Origin of the sequence: Polynucleobacter sp. AP-Kaivos-20-H2 (assembly GCF_018882215.1) — a bacterium.
Lineage (GTDB): Bacteria > Pseudomonadota > Gammaproteobacteria > Burkholderiales > Burkholderiaceae > Polynucleobacter.
Genome location: NZ_JACVOX010000002.1, coordinates 131,282 through 146,457, shown reverse-complemented (window position 1 = coordinate 146,457; position 15,176 = coordinate 131,282). Strand labels below are relative to the sequence as shown.

The 15,176-nt window shown below is 46.1% G+C and carries 12 protein-coding genes; 10 read left to right on the top strand and 2 right to left on the bottom strand.

Features of this window, described 5'->3' with window-relative positions; translation table 11 throughout:
- The first annotated feature begins 5 nt into the window (after window positions 1-5).
- Complete coding sequence (gene ligA, locus ICE89_RS05145) at window positions 6-2,021, top strand: NAD-dependent DNA ligase LigA (RefSeq protein ID WP_216265115.1); 2,016 nt, start codon at window positions 6-8, stop codon at window positions 2,019-2,021.
- 15 nt (window positions 2,022-2,036) lie between these two features.
- On the opposite strand, the gene ICE89_RS05140 is transcribed toward ligA, so the two are convergent.
- Together ICE89_RS05140 and map are read right to left on the bottom strand one after the other, a co-directional pair.
- A complete protein-coding gene (locus tag ICE89_RS05140) occupies window positions 2,037-4,634 on the bottom strand; it encodes a [protein-PII] uridylyltransferase (RefSeq protein WP_216265114.1) in 2,598 nt (865 codons plus the stop codon).
- Window positions 4,635-4,638: 4 nt separating this feature from the next.
- Window positions 4,639-5,475 carry a type I methionyl aminopeptidase gene (gene map / locus ICE89_RS05135; protein ID WP_216265113.1) on the bottom strand — a complete coding sequence of 279 codons (837 nt, stop codon included), beginning with the start codon at window positions 5,473-5,475 and terminating at the stop codon, window positions 4,639-4,641.
- Between the two features lie 268 nt (window positions 5,476-5,743).
- Here map and rpsB point away from each other — a divergent pair, with 268 nt between their 5' ends.
- The 9 genes from rpsB to bamA all read left to right on the top strand — a co-directional run bounded on the left by rpsB (window position 5,744) and on the right by bamA (window position 15,175).
- On the top strand, window positions 5,744-6,493 hold the full coding sequence (gene rpsB / locus ICE89_RS05130) for a 30S ribosomal protein S2 (RefSeq protein ID WP_216189398.1): 750 nt from the start codon (window positions 5,744-5,746) through the stop codon (window positions 6,491-6,493).
- On the top strand, window positions 6,493-7,377 hold the full coding sequence (tsf, locus tag ICE89_RS05125; protein ID WP_215392247.1) for a translation elongation factor Ts: 885 nt from the start codon (window positions 6,493-6,495) through the stop codon (window positions 7,375-7,377). The genes rpsB and tsf overlap by 1 nt, the downstream gene beginning before the upstream one ends.
- 185 nt (window positions 7,378-7,562) lie before the next feature.
- Window positions 7,563-8,273, top strand: coding sequence for a UMP kinase (gene pyrH, locus ICE89_RS05120; RefSeq protein WP_216263571.1), 711 nt, complete (start codon window positions 7,563-7,565; stop codon window positions 8,271-8,273).
- A gap of 24 nt (window positions 8,274-8,297) precedes the next feature.
- Window positions 8,298-8,858 carry a ribosome recycling factor gene (gene frr, locus ICE89_RS05115; RefSeq protein ID WP_216265112.1) on the top strand — a complete coding sequence of 187 codons (561 nt, stop codon included), beginning with the start codon at window positions 8,298-8,300 and terminating at the stop codon, window positions 8,856-8,858.
- A 25-nt stretch (window positions 8,859-8,883) separates the two neighbouring features.
- Window positions 8,884-9,657, top strand: coding sequence for an isoprenyl transferase (locus ICE89_RS05110; protein WP_216265111.1), 774 nt, complete (start codon window positions 8,884-8,886; stop codon window positions 9,655-9,657).
- A gap of 28 nt (window positions 9,658-9,685) precedes the next feature.
- Window positions 9,686-10,513, top strand: a complete 828-nt coding sequence (locus ICE89_RS05105; protein WP_216265110.1) for a phosphatidate cytidylyltransferase — start codon at window positions 9,686-9,688, stop codon at window positions 10,511-10,513.
- Window positions 10,513-11,709, top strand: coding sequence for a 1-deoxy-D-xylulose-5-phosphate reductoisomerase (gene ispC / locus ICE89_RS05100; RefSeq protein WP_216265109.1), 1,197 nt, complete (start codon window positions 10,513-10,515; stop codon window positions 11,707-11,709). The genes ICE89_RS05105 and ispC overlap by 1 nt, the downstream gene beginning before the upstream one ends.
- Entirely contained in the window at window positions 11,697-12,830 is a 1,134-nt protein-coding gene (locus ICE89_RS05095; RefSeq protein ID WP_216265108.1) for an RIP metalloprotease, read from the top strand. Before ispC ends, ICE89_RS05095 begins: the two co-directional genes overlap by 13 nt.
- On the top strand, window positions 12,827-15,175 hold the full coding sequence (bamA, locus tag ICE89_RS05090) for an outer membrane protein assembly factor BamA (protein WP_216265107.1): 2,349 nt from the start codon (window positions 12,827-12,829) through the stop codon (window positions 15,173-15,175). Before ICE89_RS05095 ends, bamA begins: the two co-directional genes overlap by 4 nt.
- Window position 15,176: the final 1 nt, after the last annotated feature.

The following is a 15,176-nucleotide window of genomic DNA, read 5'->3' as shown; positions in this document are numbered from 1 at the left end:
TCACTTTGTCGTCCACTAGTCCGACAAATTTAGCGGAGCGTTACGCATTCTTACAGGCAGAGCTTGCTCGCTTAGAGCATGCCTATTACGTTTTAGATAACCCGCTTCTTCCTGATATTGAATACGACCGCCTCTATAGAGAGTTAATTGATATTGAGACTGCTCATCCTGAGTGGATTACCCCAGAATCTTTATCTCAGCGGGTAGGTGGAGCAGCATTAAAAGAATTTGATTCGGTTACCCATGCAGTACCAATGCTTTCTTTAAATAATGCATTTGAAGATAGCGAGCTGATTGCCTTTGATCGTCGTTGTCGTGAGGCTCTTCATACTGATCATATGAGCTATGCGGGTGAATTGAAGTTTGATGGCTTAGCGATTTCTCTTCGTTATGAAAATGGATCGCTAGTAACGGCTGCCACTCGAGGTGATGGCGCCAGCGGTGAAGATGTCACTGCCAATATCAAAACGATTCGCGCTATCCCACTCAGGCTTACGGGCAAGAATATCCCGAAAGTTCTAGAAGTGCGCGGTGAAGTCTTTATGTACCTCAAAGACTTCGAGAAGATGAATCGACAAGCTGTAGAGTTGGGTGATAAAGAATTCGCCAACCCGCGCAATGCGGCAGCAGGTAGTCTTCGTCAATTGGATTCGAAGATTACCGCTAAGCGACCTTTATCCTTCTTTGCTTATGGCTTAGGCGCCCTAGACCCAGTCTCTTGGTTACCTCAAACTCATGAAGAATTGCTCAACGCATATGCAGACTTAGGCTTGCCAGTTTGTTCTGAGCGTAAGGTATTGCACTCAGTTCAAGACATCCTCAATTTCTACAATGAGATTGGTGCTAAGCGTGATTCCCTGCCTTATGACATCGATGGCGTTGTATATAAAGTTAACTCCTTCGCTGAGCAAGCTAAGTTAGGTTTTGTTTCGAGAGCCCCCAGATTTGCTTTGGCTCATAAGTACCCAGCACAAGAAGCCCTTACAACCGTTTTAGGTATCGATGTTCAAGTAGGGCGTACAGGGGCAATTACTCCAGTGGCGCGACTTGCTCCAGTAGAGGTTGGCGGTGTAACTGTTACCAATGCAACCTTACACAATGAAGATGAGGTCAAGCGCAAAGATGTGCGTATTGGCGATACCGTATCAGTGCGAAGGGCTGGTGATGTCATTCCGGAAGTGGTTTCTGTGATTAAGGATCGACGTCCAGCCAATGCAGCAGAATTTGTGATGCCCACAAACTGTCCGGTATGTGATTCTCATATTGAGCGCTTAGCAGATGAAGCAGTTGCGCGTTGTAGTGGCGGATTATTCTGTGGAGCGCAGCGCAAGCAGGCTTTAATTCACTTTGCCCACAGAAGAGCACTCGATATTGAAGGCCTGGGTGAGAAAATTGTTGATCAGTTGGTTGATCACAACCTTGTTAGAACCCCGGCTGATCTCTACAGACTTGGTTTTACTGCGCTAGCTAACCTAGAGCGTATGGGTGAGAAGTCTGCAGACAATCTCATTCAGGCAATCAATCAATCTAGAAACACCACCTTAGCGAGATTTATCTTTGCATTGGGTATTCGTCATGTGGGTGAGACTACCGCCAAGGATTTGGCTAATCACTATCAATCGATGCATGCCTTAATGGATGCAAATCTCGAGAATCTACTAACCGTTAAAGACGTAGGTCCCGTTGTTGCGGACTCCATCACCAGTTTTATGCAGGAGGCGCATAACCGAGAAGTCATTGAGCAACTCTTAGATTCTGGAATGCAACTTACTGTAGAAGCAAAAGTTATTAGTGCAGCTGTTGCAGGTAAGACCTTTGTCCTGACGGGTACATTCCCAACCATGACAAGGGATGAAGCAAAAGATCTACTTGAAAAGGCGGGTGCTAAAGTTGCAGGATCAGTCTCCAAGAAAACTGACTATGTTGTTGCTGGTTCAGATGCCGGTAGCAAGCTTACCAAAGCAGAAGAATTGGGTGTGCCAGTAATTGATGAAGCTGCAATGCTGGATTTACTGAAGTAAGTCTAGGTCAAGGACTTAAGCTCCCAGCGCCTCTAGCAATTCAGTTTCTAGCTGGATTTGCAGCTTTGGATTCTTGCCCAGGTTTGCTGCATCCAGCAATAGAATGTCTTCCACTCTTTCTCCCAGCGTATTAATTCTGGCGGTATGGATAGAGACCTGATGTTTCGCTAACACTCTGGAGATTGTGTAAAGCAAACCAGTGCGGTCACTTGCTGAGAGAGCAAGTGTGTAATATCTGCCCCGATCATCTGGAACCATGTGAACGCGTGGCTGAATTGGGAATGTACGTGATTGTCTAGAGAGGCGACCCATGCTTGGGCTAGGTAGCGGCTCCGCATTGGTTAAAGCCTCAGTTAACTCGAACTCTACCAGCTGAATAATGTCGCGATAGCTACCACCTTCATCCACTAAGTTACTGCCGGAGATTTGGAAGGTATCTAGAGCATAGCCATGACGCGTCGTGTGAATACGGGCATCCCAAATGGAGAAGCTATGTCTTTCAAAGTAGGCGCAGATACGAGCAAATAAATCTTCTTGATCTTTAACATAGACGGCAACTTGCAAGCCCTCGCCAATAGGGGACAGTCTTGCCCTCACAATAGGTTGATCGCTATTGACCTTGTTGTATAGGTGACGTGTGAGCCAGGCAATGTCTGAAGAGTCTTGTCTTAAGAAGAAGGCGACATCTAGCTGCTTCCATAAATCTTCATAAGATTCATCATTGATACCGTACAGACGTAACTTAGCTTTAGACTCTTCTTGGTGTTGCGCTAATTCTGATGAGGCATCGGGTTTCGCCCCGCCCAATACTCTGAGTGTTGCGCGATACAGATCTTCTAAGAGTTTGCCTTTCCAGGCATTCCAAACTTTAGGGCTAGTGCCGCGTACGTCAGCCACAGTTAAAAGGTAGAGTGCAGTAAGGTGACGCTCATCACCTACTTTTTTGGCAAATGCCTTCACCACATCAGGGTCAGTGATATCTTGTTTCTGTGCTGTCTGACTCATATTGAGGTGCTCGGCGACTAACCAAACTAATAGCTCAGTATCTTTTTTATCTAACCCATGATCCTTGGCGAACTTGCGCATATCAGCTCTGCCTAATTGCGAGTGATCACCACCACGTCCTTTGGCAATATCGTGGAAGAGCGCGGCAATGACAAGTAACCAAGGTTTTTCAAAGTGAGCGATGAGGCTGCTGCAGTATGGGAACTCATGCGTATGTTCAACGACCATGAAGCGGCGCACATTGCGCAAGACCATCAAGATGTGTTGATCAACGGTATACACATGAAATAAATCATGCTGCATCTGTCCAACAATTTTGCGGAAGGCAGGGAGATAGCGGCCGAGAACGCTGCTACGGTTCATTAGATGAAACGCGCGGCTTACTCCCTCAGGCTGTTTCAAGATCTCAATAAAGAGCGCCCTATTAACAGGGTCAGCGCGCCACTTGCTATCCATCTTGGTGCGAGCGTTATATAGAGCTCTAAAAATAGTTGCAGACAGGCTCTTTACATTTGAGGTTTGAGCAAATACCAAAAAGGTTCTTAGAATTTGTTCAGGATGCTTTTGAAAGAGCTGGGGGTCGGTAATGTCCAATACCCCTTGGCGCTCAATAAAGTACTCGTTTCCTTCGCCAGGAATAGAGAGGATCGTCTTAGACTCTTGCGGAAAGAGGAGGGCTTCAATATTTTGCAAGAGAACGTCATTAAGCTGGGTAACTGCTTTAGCTGCCCAGTAATAGCGACGCATAATGGCTTCACTCGCTTGACGGGAGGATTCTTGTTTGATTCCCATTGATGCTGCTAATGCTGCTTGCAAATCAAATGCAAGAACGTCTTGCCTACGTCCCGCTAACAAATGTAAGTTAGCGCGTAGCGTTTCTAGGAAGCGTTGATTGCGTATGAGTTCAGTGAGTTCGCGCTGCGTCACCAGACCAGCTTCATTGAGGTCCTTGAAGGTATCACCCAATAATGCAGCCTTACTTACCCAAGAAATCACCTGTAAGTCACGCAAGCCCCCAGGACTCTCTTTGCAATTAGGCTCTAGAGAGTAAGGAGTGTTCTGATATTTGTAATGGCGCTGAATTTGTTCGGCTTGCTTTGCCTGAAAAAAAGCTTTTGGATCCATCGCCACTTCAAAAGCTTTGGCAAAGTCTTTAAAGAGTTGCTTCTTGCCGCAAATGAGTCGCGCTTCTAAGAGGGAGGTCCGCACAGTAATGTCTTGCTCTGACTCAGAGATGCATTCAGCAACATTTCTGACTGAGGAGCCAATCTCTAATCCAGTATCCCAGCAGATTGCAACAAATTGCTCAACTTGCTTTGAAAGAGCTCTAGCCTGTTCTTCATCAGCAGGCAGCAGAATCAGAATATCAATATCGGAGTAAGGAAATAGTGCACCTCTACCGAATCCGCCAACTGCGACTAAGGTAGCTTCATTATTTAAGTCGCAGCTATTCCAGAGATGGGAGAGGAGTTGATCGCTTAATTTAGAGAGTTGCTTAGTTAATTTACCAACAGACTGTGTTTTTCTAAACTCGTCGTAAGCTATTTCGCGAGCCGCACGCAGGCTAGCCGCATCAATAACATTGCGAACTGCTTGCGACTGACCCATTTTATTAAGCGCTTACTAATGTCGGTCTAAATGAAAGGCCTTTAACGCAATCAGGAGGTGGGTTGCTACCTTCTGACCAAGTCAGTACCTCAACGCCTGTTGGAGTAACCAACAGCGTATGTTCCCATTGGGCTGACAGGCTACGGTCTTTTGTCTTCACGGTCCACTGGTCAGGCATGGTGCGAATGTCTCGTTTGCCCGCGTTGATCATTGGCTCGATCGTAAAGGTCATGCCGACTTCTAGTTTTTCACCAGTACCCGGTTTGCCGTAGTGAAGAATCTGTGGGTCTTGGTGAAATACTTTACCAATACCGTGACCGCAGTATTCGCGCACGACTGAGTAACCTGCTTTTTCTGCGTGAGTCTGTATCACGTGACCGATATCACCAAGAGATGCACCAGGTTTCACTTGAGCAATGCCCAACCACATGCATTCAAAAGTAATTTGTGTCAGGCGTTTAGCCATGACCGACGCTTCACCAACCATGAACATGCGACTAGTGTCGCCGTAGTAACCATCAGGAGTAATCACGGTGATATCTAAGTTCACAACATCACCAGTCTTGAGAACTTTGTCTCCTGGGATACCGTGGCAGATCACATCATTTACAGAGGTGCAGATGGATGCTGGAAACGGCGGGTATCCAGGCGGCTGGTAATTTAATGGAGCAGGAATGGTCTTTTGGACATCGCGCATGTATTCATGGCAAATCCGGTCTAGCTCTCCGGTGGTAACCCCGGCCTTGACGTGAGGAGCCACATGATCCAAAACTTCACTAGCCAGGCGGCCAGCTTCGCGCATCCCAAGGATGTCTTTTTCTGCGGTAAATACACTATTCATGCCTTGATTATCAACGACTTGGAGAGTTTTAGCTTGCCATTATTGCCTAAAATTTAGGCAAGTATCCCGTTTTTGGGGCTTCTGGGGGTCATTTTGAGGGTAGGTACCTTTTATTGCTTGGGGGTTAGGGTGGCTAGAGCATTGATATTTAAGCTATAATTTCTTTCTCAGGTCTATTTTGGACTTGAAATCGCGAGTTGAGCCTTCCAGGGTGGCGTTTTTTAGCGCAGCTAGGACTCAACTTTAGAAACAACCCTTAGGAGAAGTTATGTCAGTAACTATGCGTCAAATGCTGGAAGCCGGTTGCCATTTTGGTCACCAAACTCGCTTCTGGTCCCCAAGAATGGCCCCTTACATTTTCGGTCATCGCAACAAAATCCACATCATCAACTTGGAAAAAACATTGCCAATGTTTCAGGACGCCCTGAAATTTGCAAAACAAGTTGCTGCTAATCGTGGCACGATTTTATTTGTTGGTACTAAGCGTCAATCACGCGAGATCATTGCTGAAGAAGCTGCTCGTGCTGGTATGCCTTATATCGACAGCCGTTGGTTGGGTGGCACACTCACCAACTTCAAAACTGTTAAAGGTTCCCTCAAGCGTTTGAAAGATATGGCAGTTGCTAAAGAAGCTGGCGACTGGGAAAAGCTTTCTAAGAAAGAAGCTTTGACTAACGACCGTGATCTCGACAAATTGCAAAAAGCACTTGGCGGTATCCAAGATTTGAACGGTGTTCCTGATGCAATTTTTGTAGTGGACGTTGGCTATCACAAGATTGCTATTACTGAAGCAAACAAGCTTGGTATTCCAGTAATCGCTGTTGTGGATACTAACCACTCACCAGAAGGTGTTGATTACATCATCCCTGGTAACGATGACTCCAGCAAAGCGGTTCTCCTTTATGCACGTGGCATTGCTGACGCAATCCTCGAAGGCAAAGCTAACTCTGTTCAAGAAATTTTGACAGCAGTTAAAGAAGGTGAAGAAGAGTTTGTTGAAGAAGGGAAGGCTGAATAATGGCCGCTATTACCGCTGCAATGGTTGGCGAGTTACGCGCCAAAACTGATGCTCCGATGATGGAGTGCAAAAAAGCTTTGACTGAGGCTGATGGTGATATGGCTCGTGCAGAAGAAATTCTGCGCGTTAAGCTGGGTAGCAAGGCTGGTAAAGCAGCTTCTCGTGTAACGGCTGAAGGTATCGTTGCTACTTCTATCAATGGCACTACTGGTGCTTTGTTAGAAGTGAACTGCGAAACCGATTTCGTTTCTAAGAATGATGATTTCTTGGCATTTGTAAATGACTGCGTGAAGTTGGTTGCTGAAAAGAACCCAGCTGACGTTGCTGCATTGTTAGCATTGCCATTGAATGGTCAAACTGTTGATGAAGTTCGTAGCGCATTGATCGGTAAGATCGGCGAGAACATCATGCCACGTCGCTTCAAGCGTTTTGCCGGTAGCAACAAGTTGGTTTCTTACCTCCATGGCACTCGTATTGGTGTAATGGTTGAGTTCGAAGGTGACGAGACTGCTGCTAAAGATGTAGCAATGCATATTGCTGCCATGAAGCCAGTAGCCTTGTCTATGGCTGACGTTCCTGCTGAGGCAATTGCTGTTGAGCGTAGCGTTGCCGTTCAAAAAGCTGCTGAATCTGGCAAACCACCAGAAATCGTTGAAAAGATGGTTGAAGGTTCTATTCAGAAGTACCTCAAAGAGGTTTCTTTGTTGAATCAGACTTTCGTTAAAAACGACAAGCAATCTGTAGAGCAAATGCTCAAGGCTGCAAATACAACAATCAAGGGTTTCACCATGTTTGTTGTAGGCGAGGGCATTGAAAAGCGTCAAGATGATTTTGCGGCTGAAGTAGCTGCACAAGTGGCTGCCGCTTCTAAAGCAACAGCTTAATAGGCTAGTTTGGGGCTTGCCCCACTGCTTGGTAATACCCAAAAGGGCATAGAAACCTTAGTTTCTGTGCCCTTTTCTTTGATCCCTCCTAAGCCCTTTATAATTTGGCGGAGATATTAAAAAGTGCTTAAAGATCAATAAGCTAAGTAAGTTAATTACTTGGCAAATTACGGAAAATAAAAAACATGCCAGCCTACAAACGAGTCCTCCTAAAACTATCTGGTGAAGCCCTTATGGGTGATGATGCTTTTGGCATCAATCCAGTCACTATCGATTCTATGGTTAAAGAAATCGCCGATATTGTGAATATCGGAGTAGAGCTAGCGATTGTGATTGGCGGCGGAAACATTTTCCGTGGGGTTGCGGGTGGTGCAGCCGGTATGGATCGCGCAACTGCCGATTACATGGGCATGTTGGCAACCATGATGAATTCCTTAGCATTGCAAGATGCGCTGCGTCAAAAAGGTGTTGAAGCGCGCGTGCAATCCGCTCTTCGTATGGATCAAGTGGTTGAGCCCTATATTCGTCCACGTGCAATTCGCGCGATGGCTGAGGGTAAAGTCGTTATTTTCGCAGCGGGTACGGGCAATCCATTCTTCACTACTGATACTGCTGCCGCTCTGCGTGGGGCTGAGATGGGTGTTGAGATCATGCTCAAAGCAACCAAGGTAGATGGTATTTACAGTGCTGACCCAGTAAAAGATCCAACCGCTACTTTGTATAAAACCATTACGTTTGACGAAGCGTTAATCAAGAATCTACAAGTCATGGATGCAACTGCATTTGCATTATGCCGTGATCGCAAATTACCAATCAAAGTATTTTCAATTCTCAAGCCAGGCGCATTAATGCGTGTAGTGCAAGGTGAACCTGAAGGTACTTTAGTACACGTTTAAGGTGCATTTTTAATAGGGGGCCTGATGTCTGCAGCAGAAATTAAAACCAATACCGATCAAAAGATGCAAAAGTCTCTAGAGGCTTTGAAGACCAATTTAGCCAAGATTCGCTCTGGCCGTGCTAACCCAGGAATTCTGGAACACATTCAGGTGGATTATTACGGTAACCCAACGCCATTAAGTCAGGTTGCTAGCCTAGGCTTAGCAGATGCGCGCACTATAAACGTTCAACCATTTGAAAAAACGATGGTTGCGGTGATCGAAAAAGCAATTCGTGATTCTGATTTAGGCTTAAACCCAGCATCTCAGGGCACCGTAATCCGCGTGCCAATGCCTGCCTTGACTGAAGAGCGCCGCCGCGACCTCACTAAGGTTGTGAGGAACGAGGGTGAAGAAACTAAGATTGCTGTTCGTAATTTGCGTCGTGATGCAAATGAGCATTTAAAGCGCCTTACTAAAGATAAAGAAATTTCCGAGGATGAAGAGCGCCGTGCTACTGATGACATTCAGAAGATGACGGATAAAGCAGTGATTGACGTCGATAAGATCGTTTCTGAAAAAGAAAAAGAGATCATGACGGTTTAAAACCGCCTTGAATTCTTTGCCTCTCATGACTCAACACTCTAGTTCAACCCTAGCCATCCCCGAGGTAAGTGCTATACCTCGCCATGTGGCGATCATCATGGATGGCAATGGGCGTTGGGCCAGCAAGCGCATGATGCCTCGTGTTGCTGGGCACTCAGAAGGCTTGAGCGCTGTGCGAAAAATCGTTGAGGAATGCCGTAGGCTTGGTGTTGAATATCTCACTGTATTTGCCTTTAGCTCAGAGAACTGGCGTCGCCCACCAGAAGAAGTAGGCTTCTTGATGAAGTTATTTCTGAAGTCACTCAAGGGTGAAGTATCTCGTCTGGCAGAAAACGATATCGCTTTGCGATTAATTGGCGACTTGAGTCGATTTGATTCTACTATCCAAGAGATGGTGCAATTCTCTGAACAAAAGACTGCTGGGTGCAAAGGATTAACTTTTACGATCGCTGCTAACTATGGAGGTCGCTGGGATATCTTGCAGGCAATGCGCCAATGTCTTTCTGCTAATCCCAATTTGAAACCAGAACAGGTTACCGAAGAATTGCTTCAGCCTCATCTTTCAATGGCTTACGCACCAGAGCCGGATTTATTTATTCGTACTGGTGGCGAGCAGCGCGTCAGTAATTTCTTGTTATGGCAACTGGCCTACACCGAGTTGTACTTCACAGATGTTTTGTGGCCTGACTTTGATGATAAAGAATTGCACAAGGCGTTTGACTGGTTTAGCCAGCGCGAGCGCCGTTTTGGTCGTACCAGTGCTCAGCTTGCATCCCATGCAATGAGTGATGCAGTTTGACGCTGCCAATTACTAAGCTAAATTCCCTATGTTAAAAACCCGAGTCATTACCGCCCTTGTTCTATTGGCGGTATTGCTACCTATTCTGTTTTTGCTCCCAGCAATGTATGTTGGCGCATTCTTTTTGGTAGCTTTATTGGTCGCTGCTTGGGAATGGAGCCGCTTATTGGCGCCTGAGGCAGGACGTGCTGCCTGGCTATACGCATTATTTTGCTTGGCCATTATTTTGTTTTTGCTGTGCATGCAAAACGCCTCATGGCAATTTGCCTTATTACTTCTAGCCGTTATTTTCTGGTTCTTCGTTGCGCCGTTTATATTGGCCAAAGGTATGAATCTTTCGCTTGAAAAACTGCGACCTTTTTATGTGGTGCTTGGATTGATTTTGTTGCCGGCCACTTGGTTTGCATTGGTGTTTTTGCGCGAGTTAGGCCTGATCTTTTTGCTTAGTAGTATGGCTCTAGTGTGGATTGCCGATATTGGCGCTTACTTTGTTGGTAAGGCGTTTGGTAAACACAAGCTTGCCGTGCAAATTAGCCCAGGTAAATCGATTGAAGGTGCTATCGGCGGTTTAATACTTTGTTATGTTTATGCATTCTTATGCGTTTACTTCTTGCCTTTTGAATCGACATTGTTTGGCGCATGGGCCATTCGCTTTGGTTGGGTTCCCATGTTCATGATGGTGACAGTATTAACAGCCTTTAGTATTTTTGGAGACTTATTTGAGTCTCAGTTAAAGCGTTTAGCTGGCGTCAAAGATTCAAGCCGTCTATTGCCAGGCCATGGCGGCGTATTGGATCGAGTGGATGCTTTGATTCCGGCAATGCCAATCGCAGCGCTCTTAGCGGGATTTGTGTAATGTCGGTCAAGCAGGTCGCGATTCTAGGCTCAACCGGGTCCATTGGCGTTAACACGCTCGATGTGATTCGTGCCCACCCAGATCGCTTTAAGGTGGTCGCACTTACCGCAGCAAAACAGGTTGATCTGCTGGCTGAGCAGTGTGTTGAATTTAAGCCAACCATTGCGGTAGTGGCAGATGCTGATGGCGCCGCTCGCTTAAGCAAGATTTTGCTCGAGAAAAAAATCAATACTCAGGTCTTGCATGGACCGCAAGCTTTAGTTAGCGCTGTTACGGAATCGGATTGCGATACCGTTATGGCTGCGATTGTAGGCGCCGCAGGATTGGTGCCTGCCTTGGCTGCTGCAAAAGCTGGCAAAAGAGTGTTACTCGCAAATAAAGAAGCTTTGGTGATGTCTGGCGATTTATTTATGCAGGCGATGAAGGCAGGGGGCGGAGAATTGCTGCCAATCGATAGTGAGCACAATGCCATCTTTCAATGTCTGCCTGATCAATTTTCTAAAGCCCCTAATCCGAGCTTAGGGGTTGAAGAACTGTGGTTGACTGCCTCCGGTGGACCATTCAGAAATACGCCTCTTGATCAATTGGCCAGCATTACTCCTGAGCAAGCTTGCGCACATCCGAACTGGGTGATGGGTAGAAAAATTTCAGTTGATTCTGCGACGATGATGAACAAGGGTCTCGAAGTGATCGAGGCGTTTTGGTTATTTGGTTTGCCTTTGGAAAAAATTAAAGTATTAATTCATCCACAAAGCGTTGTGCATTCGATGGTTCGTTATCGTGATGGTTCTGTACTTGCTCAACTGGGTCAGCCCGACATGAGAACTCCTATTGCTTATGGCCTGGCCTGGCCAGAGCGTATTGAGGCGGGTGTGGCTCCACTGAGTTTGGCGCAGTTGGCGAATTTAAGTTTTGCCGATCCGGAGCTAGAGCGCTTTCCTTGTCTCTCATTGGCGTTTGCTGCCGCTAAAGCTGGGGGTACTGCACCAGCGGTTCTGAACGCTGCCAATGAAGTTGCAGTAGCAGCATTCTTAGATGAAGGCCTGCCGTATTTGCAAATCCCCCGTGTAGTGGACAGTGTGTTGAACACTATTTCTTCCGTGAATGCTGACTCGCTAGAGTTAATTTTGGATGTTGATGCTCGCGCTCGTCAAGCGGCGCAAGTAGTGGTGAAGGAAATTCTTTGCAGGCATTGATTACTCTTGCGGCTTTTTTGTTAACCCTGGGTGTCTTGGTTAGCTTTCATGAGTTTGGGCATTTCTTTGCTGCTCGTTGTTGTGGTGTTCGAGTCCTTCGCTTCGCAATTGGCTTTGGTAAACCGCTATTCACTTACCATGCAAAAAATAATACAGAGTGGGTATTAGCTTCAATTCCATTGGGCGGCTATGTGAAATTACTTGATGGTCGCGATCGTCAGAAAGTGATTACTCCGGCCGATGAATCTGAAGCTTTTGATAAAAAGCCCTTATGGCAGAGATCATTGATTGTGGCTGCGGGCCCATTAGCTAATTTCTTTTTAGCGATTGTCTTTTTTGCCCTGATCTATATTTCCGGCGCCCCACAATTACCAGCCGTTCTGCAAAGCCCCCCTGAAAATTCTGTTGCTGCCAAGCTGGGGGTAATAGCGGGTGATCGGGTGGTCGGTTGGCAGAATTTGGGCTCCGAGGAGGGTGGTATGCCCCTTTTAGGGGATTTTGACTCCGTCCCAAGTTGGAATGCCTTGCGCTGGAACTTGATGGATGCGCTTACCGGAGAGAGTGGATTTGCTCTAGAGCTAGCAACACCTGCTAGTGGAAGCTCAATAAAGTCCTTTTATGCCAAGGATTTACCCAAAATCAGTCCAAATCAGGATCCGATGTTGGCTCTGGGTATTCTGCCTGCATTGACACCGTTGTCGCAATGGCAGGACCTGAGATTAGGGTCGGCAGATGCCCTCATTTATGCTTCAAAGAGGGTGTGGGTAATTACCAAGGTTTCAGCAAGGCTAATGGCAGGATTATTTACCGGAAATACCTCTTTAAAACAGCTGGGCGGACCCCTCAGTATTGCGGACATGGCGGGGAAATCAGCCCAGGTAGGGTGGCAGCCATTTTTAGCCTTTTTAGCGCTTATGAGTATTAGCATTGGTTTGCTGAATTTGCTCCCTTTTCCAATGCTTGATGGGGGTCAGCTACTGTATGATGCATGGGAGTTGGTCGCTGGTAAGCGGATTTCGACATCAATGCGGGAGCAGCTCCAAAAAGTGGGCTTTATTTTGCTGATTTCTATGTCATTACTGGCCTTGTTTAATGATTTACAACGCTATATTTCGCCTTGAATCCTCTGACACATTCTTTCCGTATTTTTGCCCGCTTCATCACCCATATCTTGGTATTTACTGCGATTGGGCTGAGTCTGAATGCCTCTGCGGCCGAGTCATTTGTGGTGAAGGATATTCGTGTTGAAGGTTTGCAGCGCGTAGAACCCGGAACGGTATTTAGTTATTTGCCGGTTCAGGTGGGTGATACCTTTAACGAAGAAAAAGGTGCGGAATCGATCAAGGCTTTGTATAGCACTGGATTTTTTAGGGACGTTCAAATTCAAGAGCAGGGCAATGTTCTGATTGTGATTGTGGAAGAGCGTCCAACGATTTCTCGTATTGAGTTTACGGGGATGAAAGAGTTTGATCCTGAGATAGTGCGTAAATCTTTAAAAGCAGTTGGTGTTGCTGAGGCACGTTTTTACGATAAAGCACTAATTGATAAAGCAGAACAAGAATTAAAGCGCCAATACGTTGGTAAAGGTATGTATGCGGCAGAGGTTGTTGCTACAGTTACCCCGGTTGAGCGCAATCAAGTGGCCGTCTATTTCAATATTGATGAGGGCCCTGTTGCCAAAATTCAAGAGATTAATTTCATTGGTAACGAAGTGTTCAGTGAGGGCACTTTAAAAAGTGAGATGCAGTTAAAAACTGGCGGTTGGTTATCTTGGTATAGCAAAGATAATCTTTATTCCAAACAAAAGTTAACTGCAGACTTAGAGTCTATTCGGTCTTATTATCTCAATCGTGGTTATCTTGAGTTTGTGATTGAGTCCACGCAGGTATCGATTACCCCGGATAAAAAGGGTATCTACCTCACCATTAGTATTCGGGAAGGTAAAAAGTTCACCGTTAAGGATGTGCGTTTAGCGGGTGATACTTTGGGTAAAGAGTCTGAGCTGATGCAGTTGGTTGTTCTGAAATCCGGTGATACCTTCTCATCAGCGCGTTTGACTGAGAGTACTAAAGCAATTGCTGAGGTTTTGGGTTCTTATGGTTATGCATTTGCAACCATCAATCCGCAACCAGATATCCGTCGCGACGTAGCCGAGGTAGACCTTACCTTGGTTGTAGATCCTGGTCGTCGTATCTATGTTCGCCAAGTGGCAATTTCTGGAAATGCAAGAACTCGCGATGTGGTGATTCGTCGCGAACTACGTCAGTTTGAAAGCTCTTGGTTTGATAGTGACAAGATCGACTTATCTAAAAAACGATTAGGCCGCTTGGGTTACTTTACTGAAACTGATATCACTACTGAAGATGTCCCCGGATCTCCTGATCAGGTAGATGTCAATGTCAAAGTTACCGAAAAGCCAACGGGTGCAATCACTATTGGTGCAGGCTTCTCATCAACTGAGAAATTGATTCTGTCTGCGGGCATAAATCAAGATAATGCCTTTGGTACAGGCACTTCGGTTGGTCTAAATATGTCTCTAGGTAAGATTAATCAAAACTTGACGCTCTCCAATTACGATCCTTACTTTACCGAGGATGGAATTAGTCGCTACACTGATTTGTACTACCGCTCATCCAAACCGCTGTACTATGTTGGCGATCCTGACTACCAGATCAAATCAGTGGGTTCAAATATTAAATTCGGCGTGCCCTACACTGAAGTAGATAGAGTGTTCTTTGGTACTGGTGTTGAGGTCTTCCAAATCAACACTTCCTCTAATACGCCGGTCCCCTATTTAAACTATGCAATGAGTTATGGCGTCCCCTCGCCAGGCTATCCTGGAGCTGTAACCACTTACAATGTGCCCATAACAGTTGGTTGGGCGCGTGATGGCCGTGATAGCGCATTGATTCCCTCTCAGGGATCGCTTCAGCAGTTATCTGCAGAGGTGGGAACACCGGTGGGTGACCTTACTTTCTATCGACTGTATGGGCAGTATCAAAAATACCACTCCTTCTCCAAGGGTAATATCCTCTCTTTTAATGGTGAAGTTGGTTATGGTGAGGCTTACGGTACCAAGCCTTTCCCGATTACTAAAAACTACTATGTTGGCGGTATTGGCTCAGTTCGTGGCTATGCACCCGGATCTTTGGGCCCTCAGTACTACAACACCGTTATTGGCGCTTATCAGCCAACCGGCGGACAGTCTAAGATTGTGTCTAACCTGGAGTACACCTTCCCTGTGCCGGGCTCTGGCGTCGATAAAACCTTGCGTTTATTTACTTTCGTTGACGGCGGTAATGCATTTGGACAAAATCTCAATTTAGTTCTAAGGTACTCTTACGGATTGGGATTATCATGGATATCACCACTAGGACCTTTGAAATTCAGCTATGGCATTCCGTACAAGACACAGCCAACAGATAATGTCCAGCGTTTACAGTTCCAAGTGGGTACAGCGTTTTAAT

Excerpts from the sequence above, each read along its gene's own strand:
- ICE89_RS05140 (WP_216265114.1), bottom strand. The coding sequence starts at position 4,634 with ATGGGTCAGTCGCAAGCAGTTCGCAATGTTATTGATGCGGCTAGCCTG.
- map (WP_216265113.1), bottom strand. The coding sequence starts at position 5,475 with ATGAATAGTGTATTTACCGCAGAAAAAGACATCCTTGGGATGCGCGAA.
- rpsB (WP_216189398.1), top strand. The coding sequence starts at position 5,744 with ATGTCAGTAACTATGCGTCAAATGCTGGAAGCCGGTTGCCATTTTGGT.
- tsf (WP_215392247.1), top strand. The coding sequence starts at position 6,493 with ATGGCCGCTATTACCGCTGCAATGGTTGGCGAGTTACGCGCCAAAACT.
- pyrH (WP_216263571.1), top strand. The coding sequence starts at position 7,563 with ATGCCAGCCTACAAACGAGTCCTCCTAAAACTATCTGGTGAAGCCCTT.
- frr (WP_216265112.1), top strand. The coding sequence starts at position 8,298 with ATGTCTGCAGCAGAAATTAAAACCAATACCGATCAAAAGATGCAAAAG.
- ICE89_RS05110 (WP_216265111.1), top strand. The coding sequence starts at position 8,884 with ATGACTCAACACTCTAGTTCAACCCTAGCCATCCCCGAGGTAAGTGCT.
- ICE89_RS05105 (WP_216265110.1), top strand. The coding sequence starts at position 9,686 with ATGTTAAAAACCCGAGTCATTACCGCCCTTGTTCTATTGGCGGTATTG.
- ispC (WP_216265109.1), top strand. The coding sequence starts at position 10,513 with ATGTCGGTCAAGCAGGTCGCGATTCTAGGCTCAACCGGGTCCATTGGC.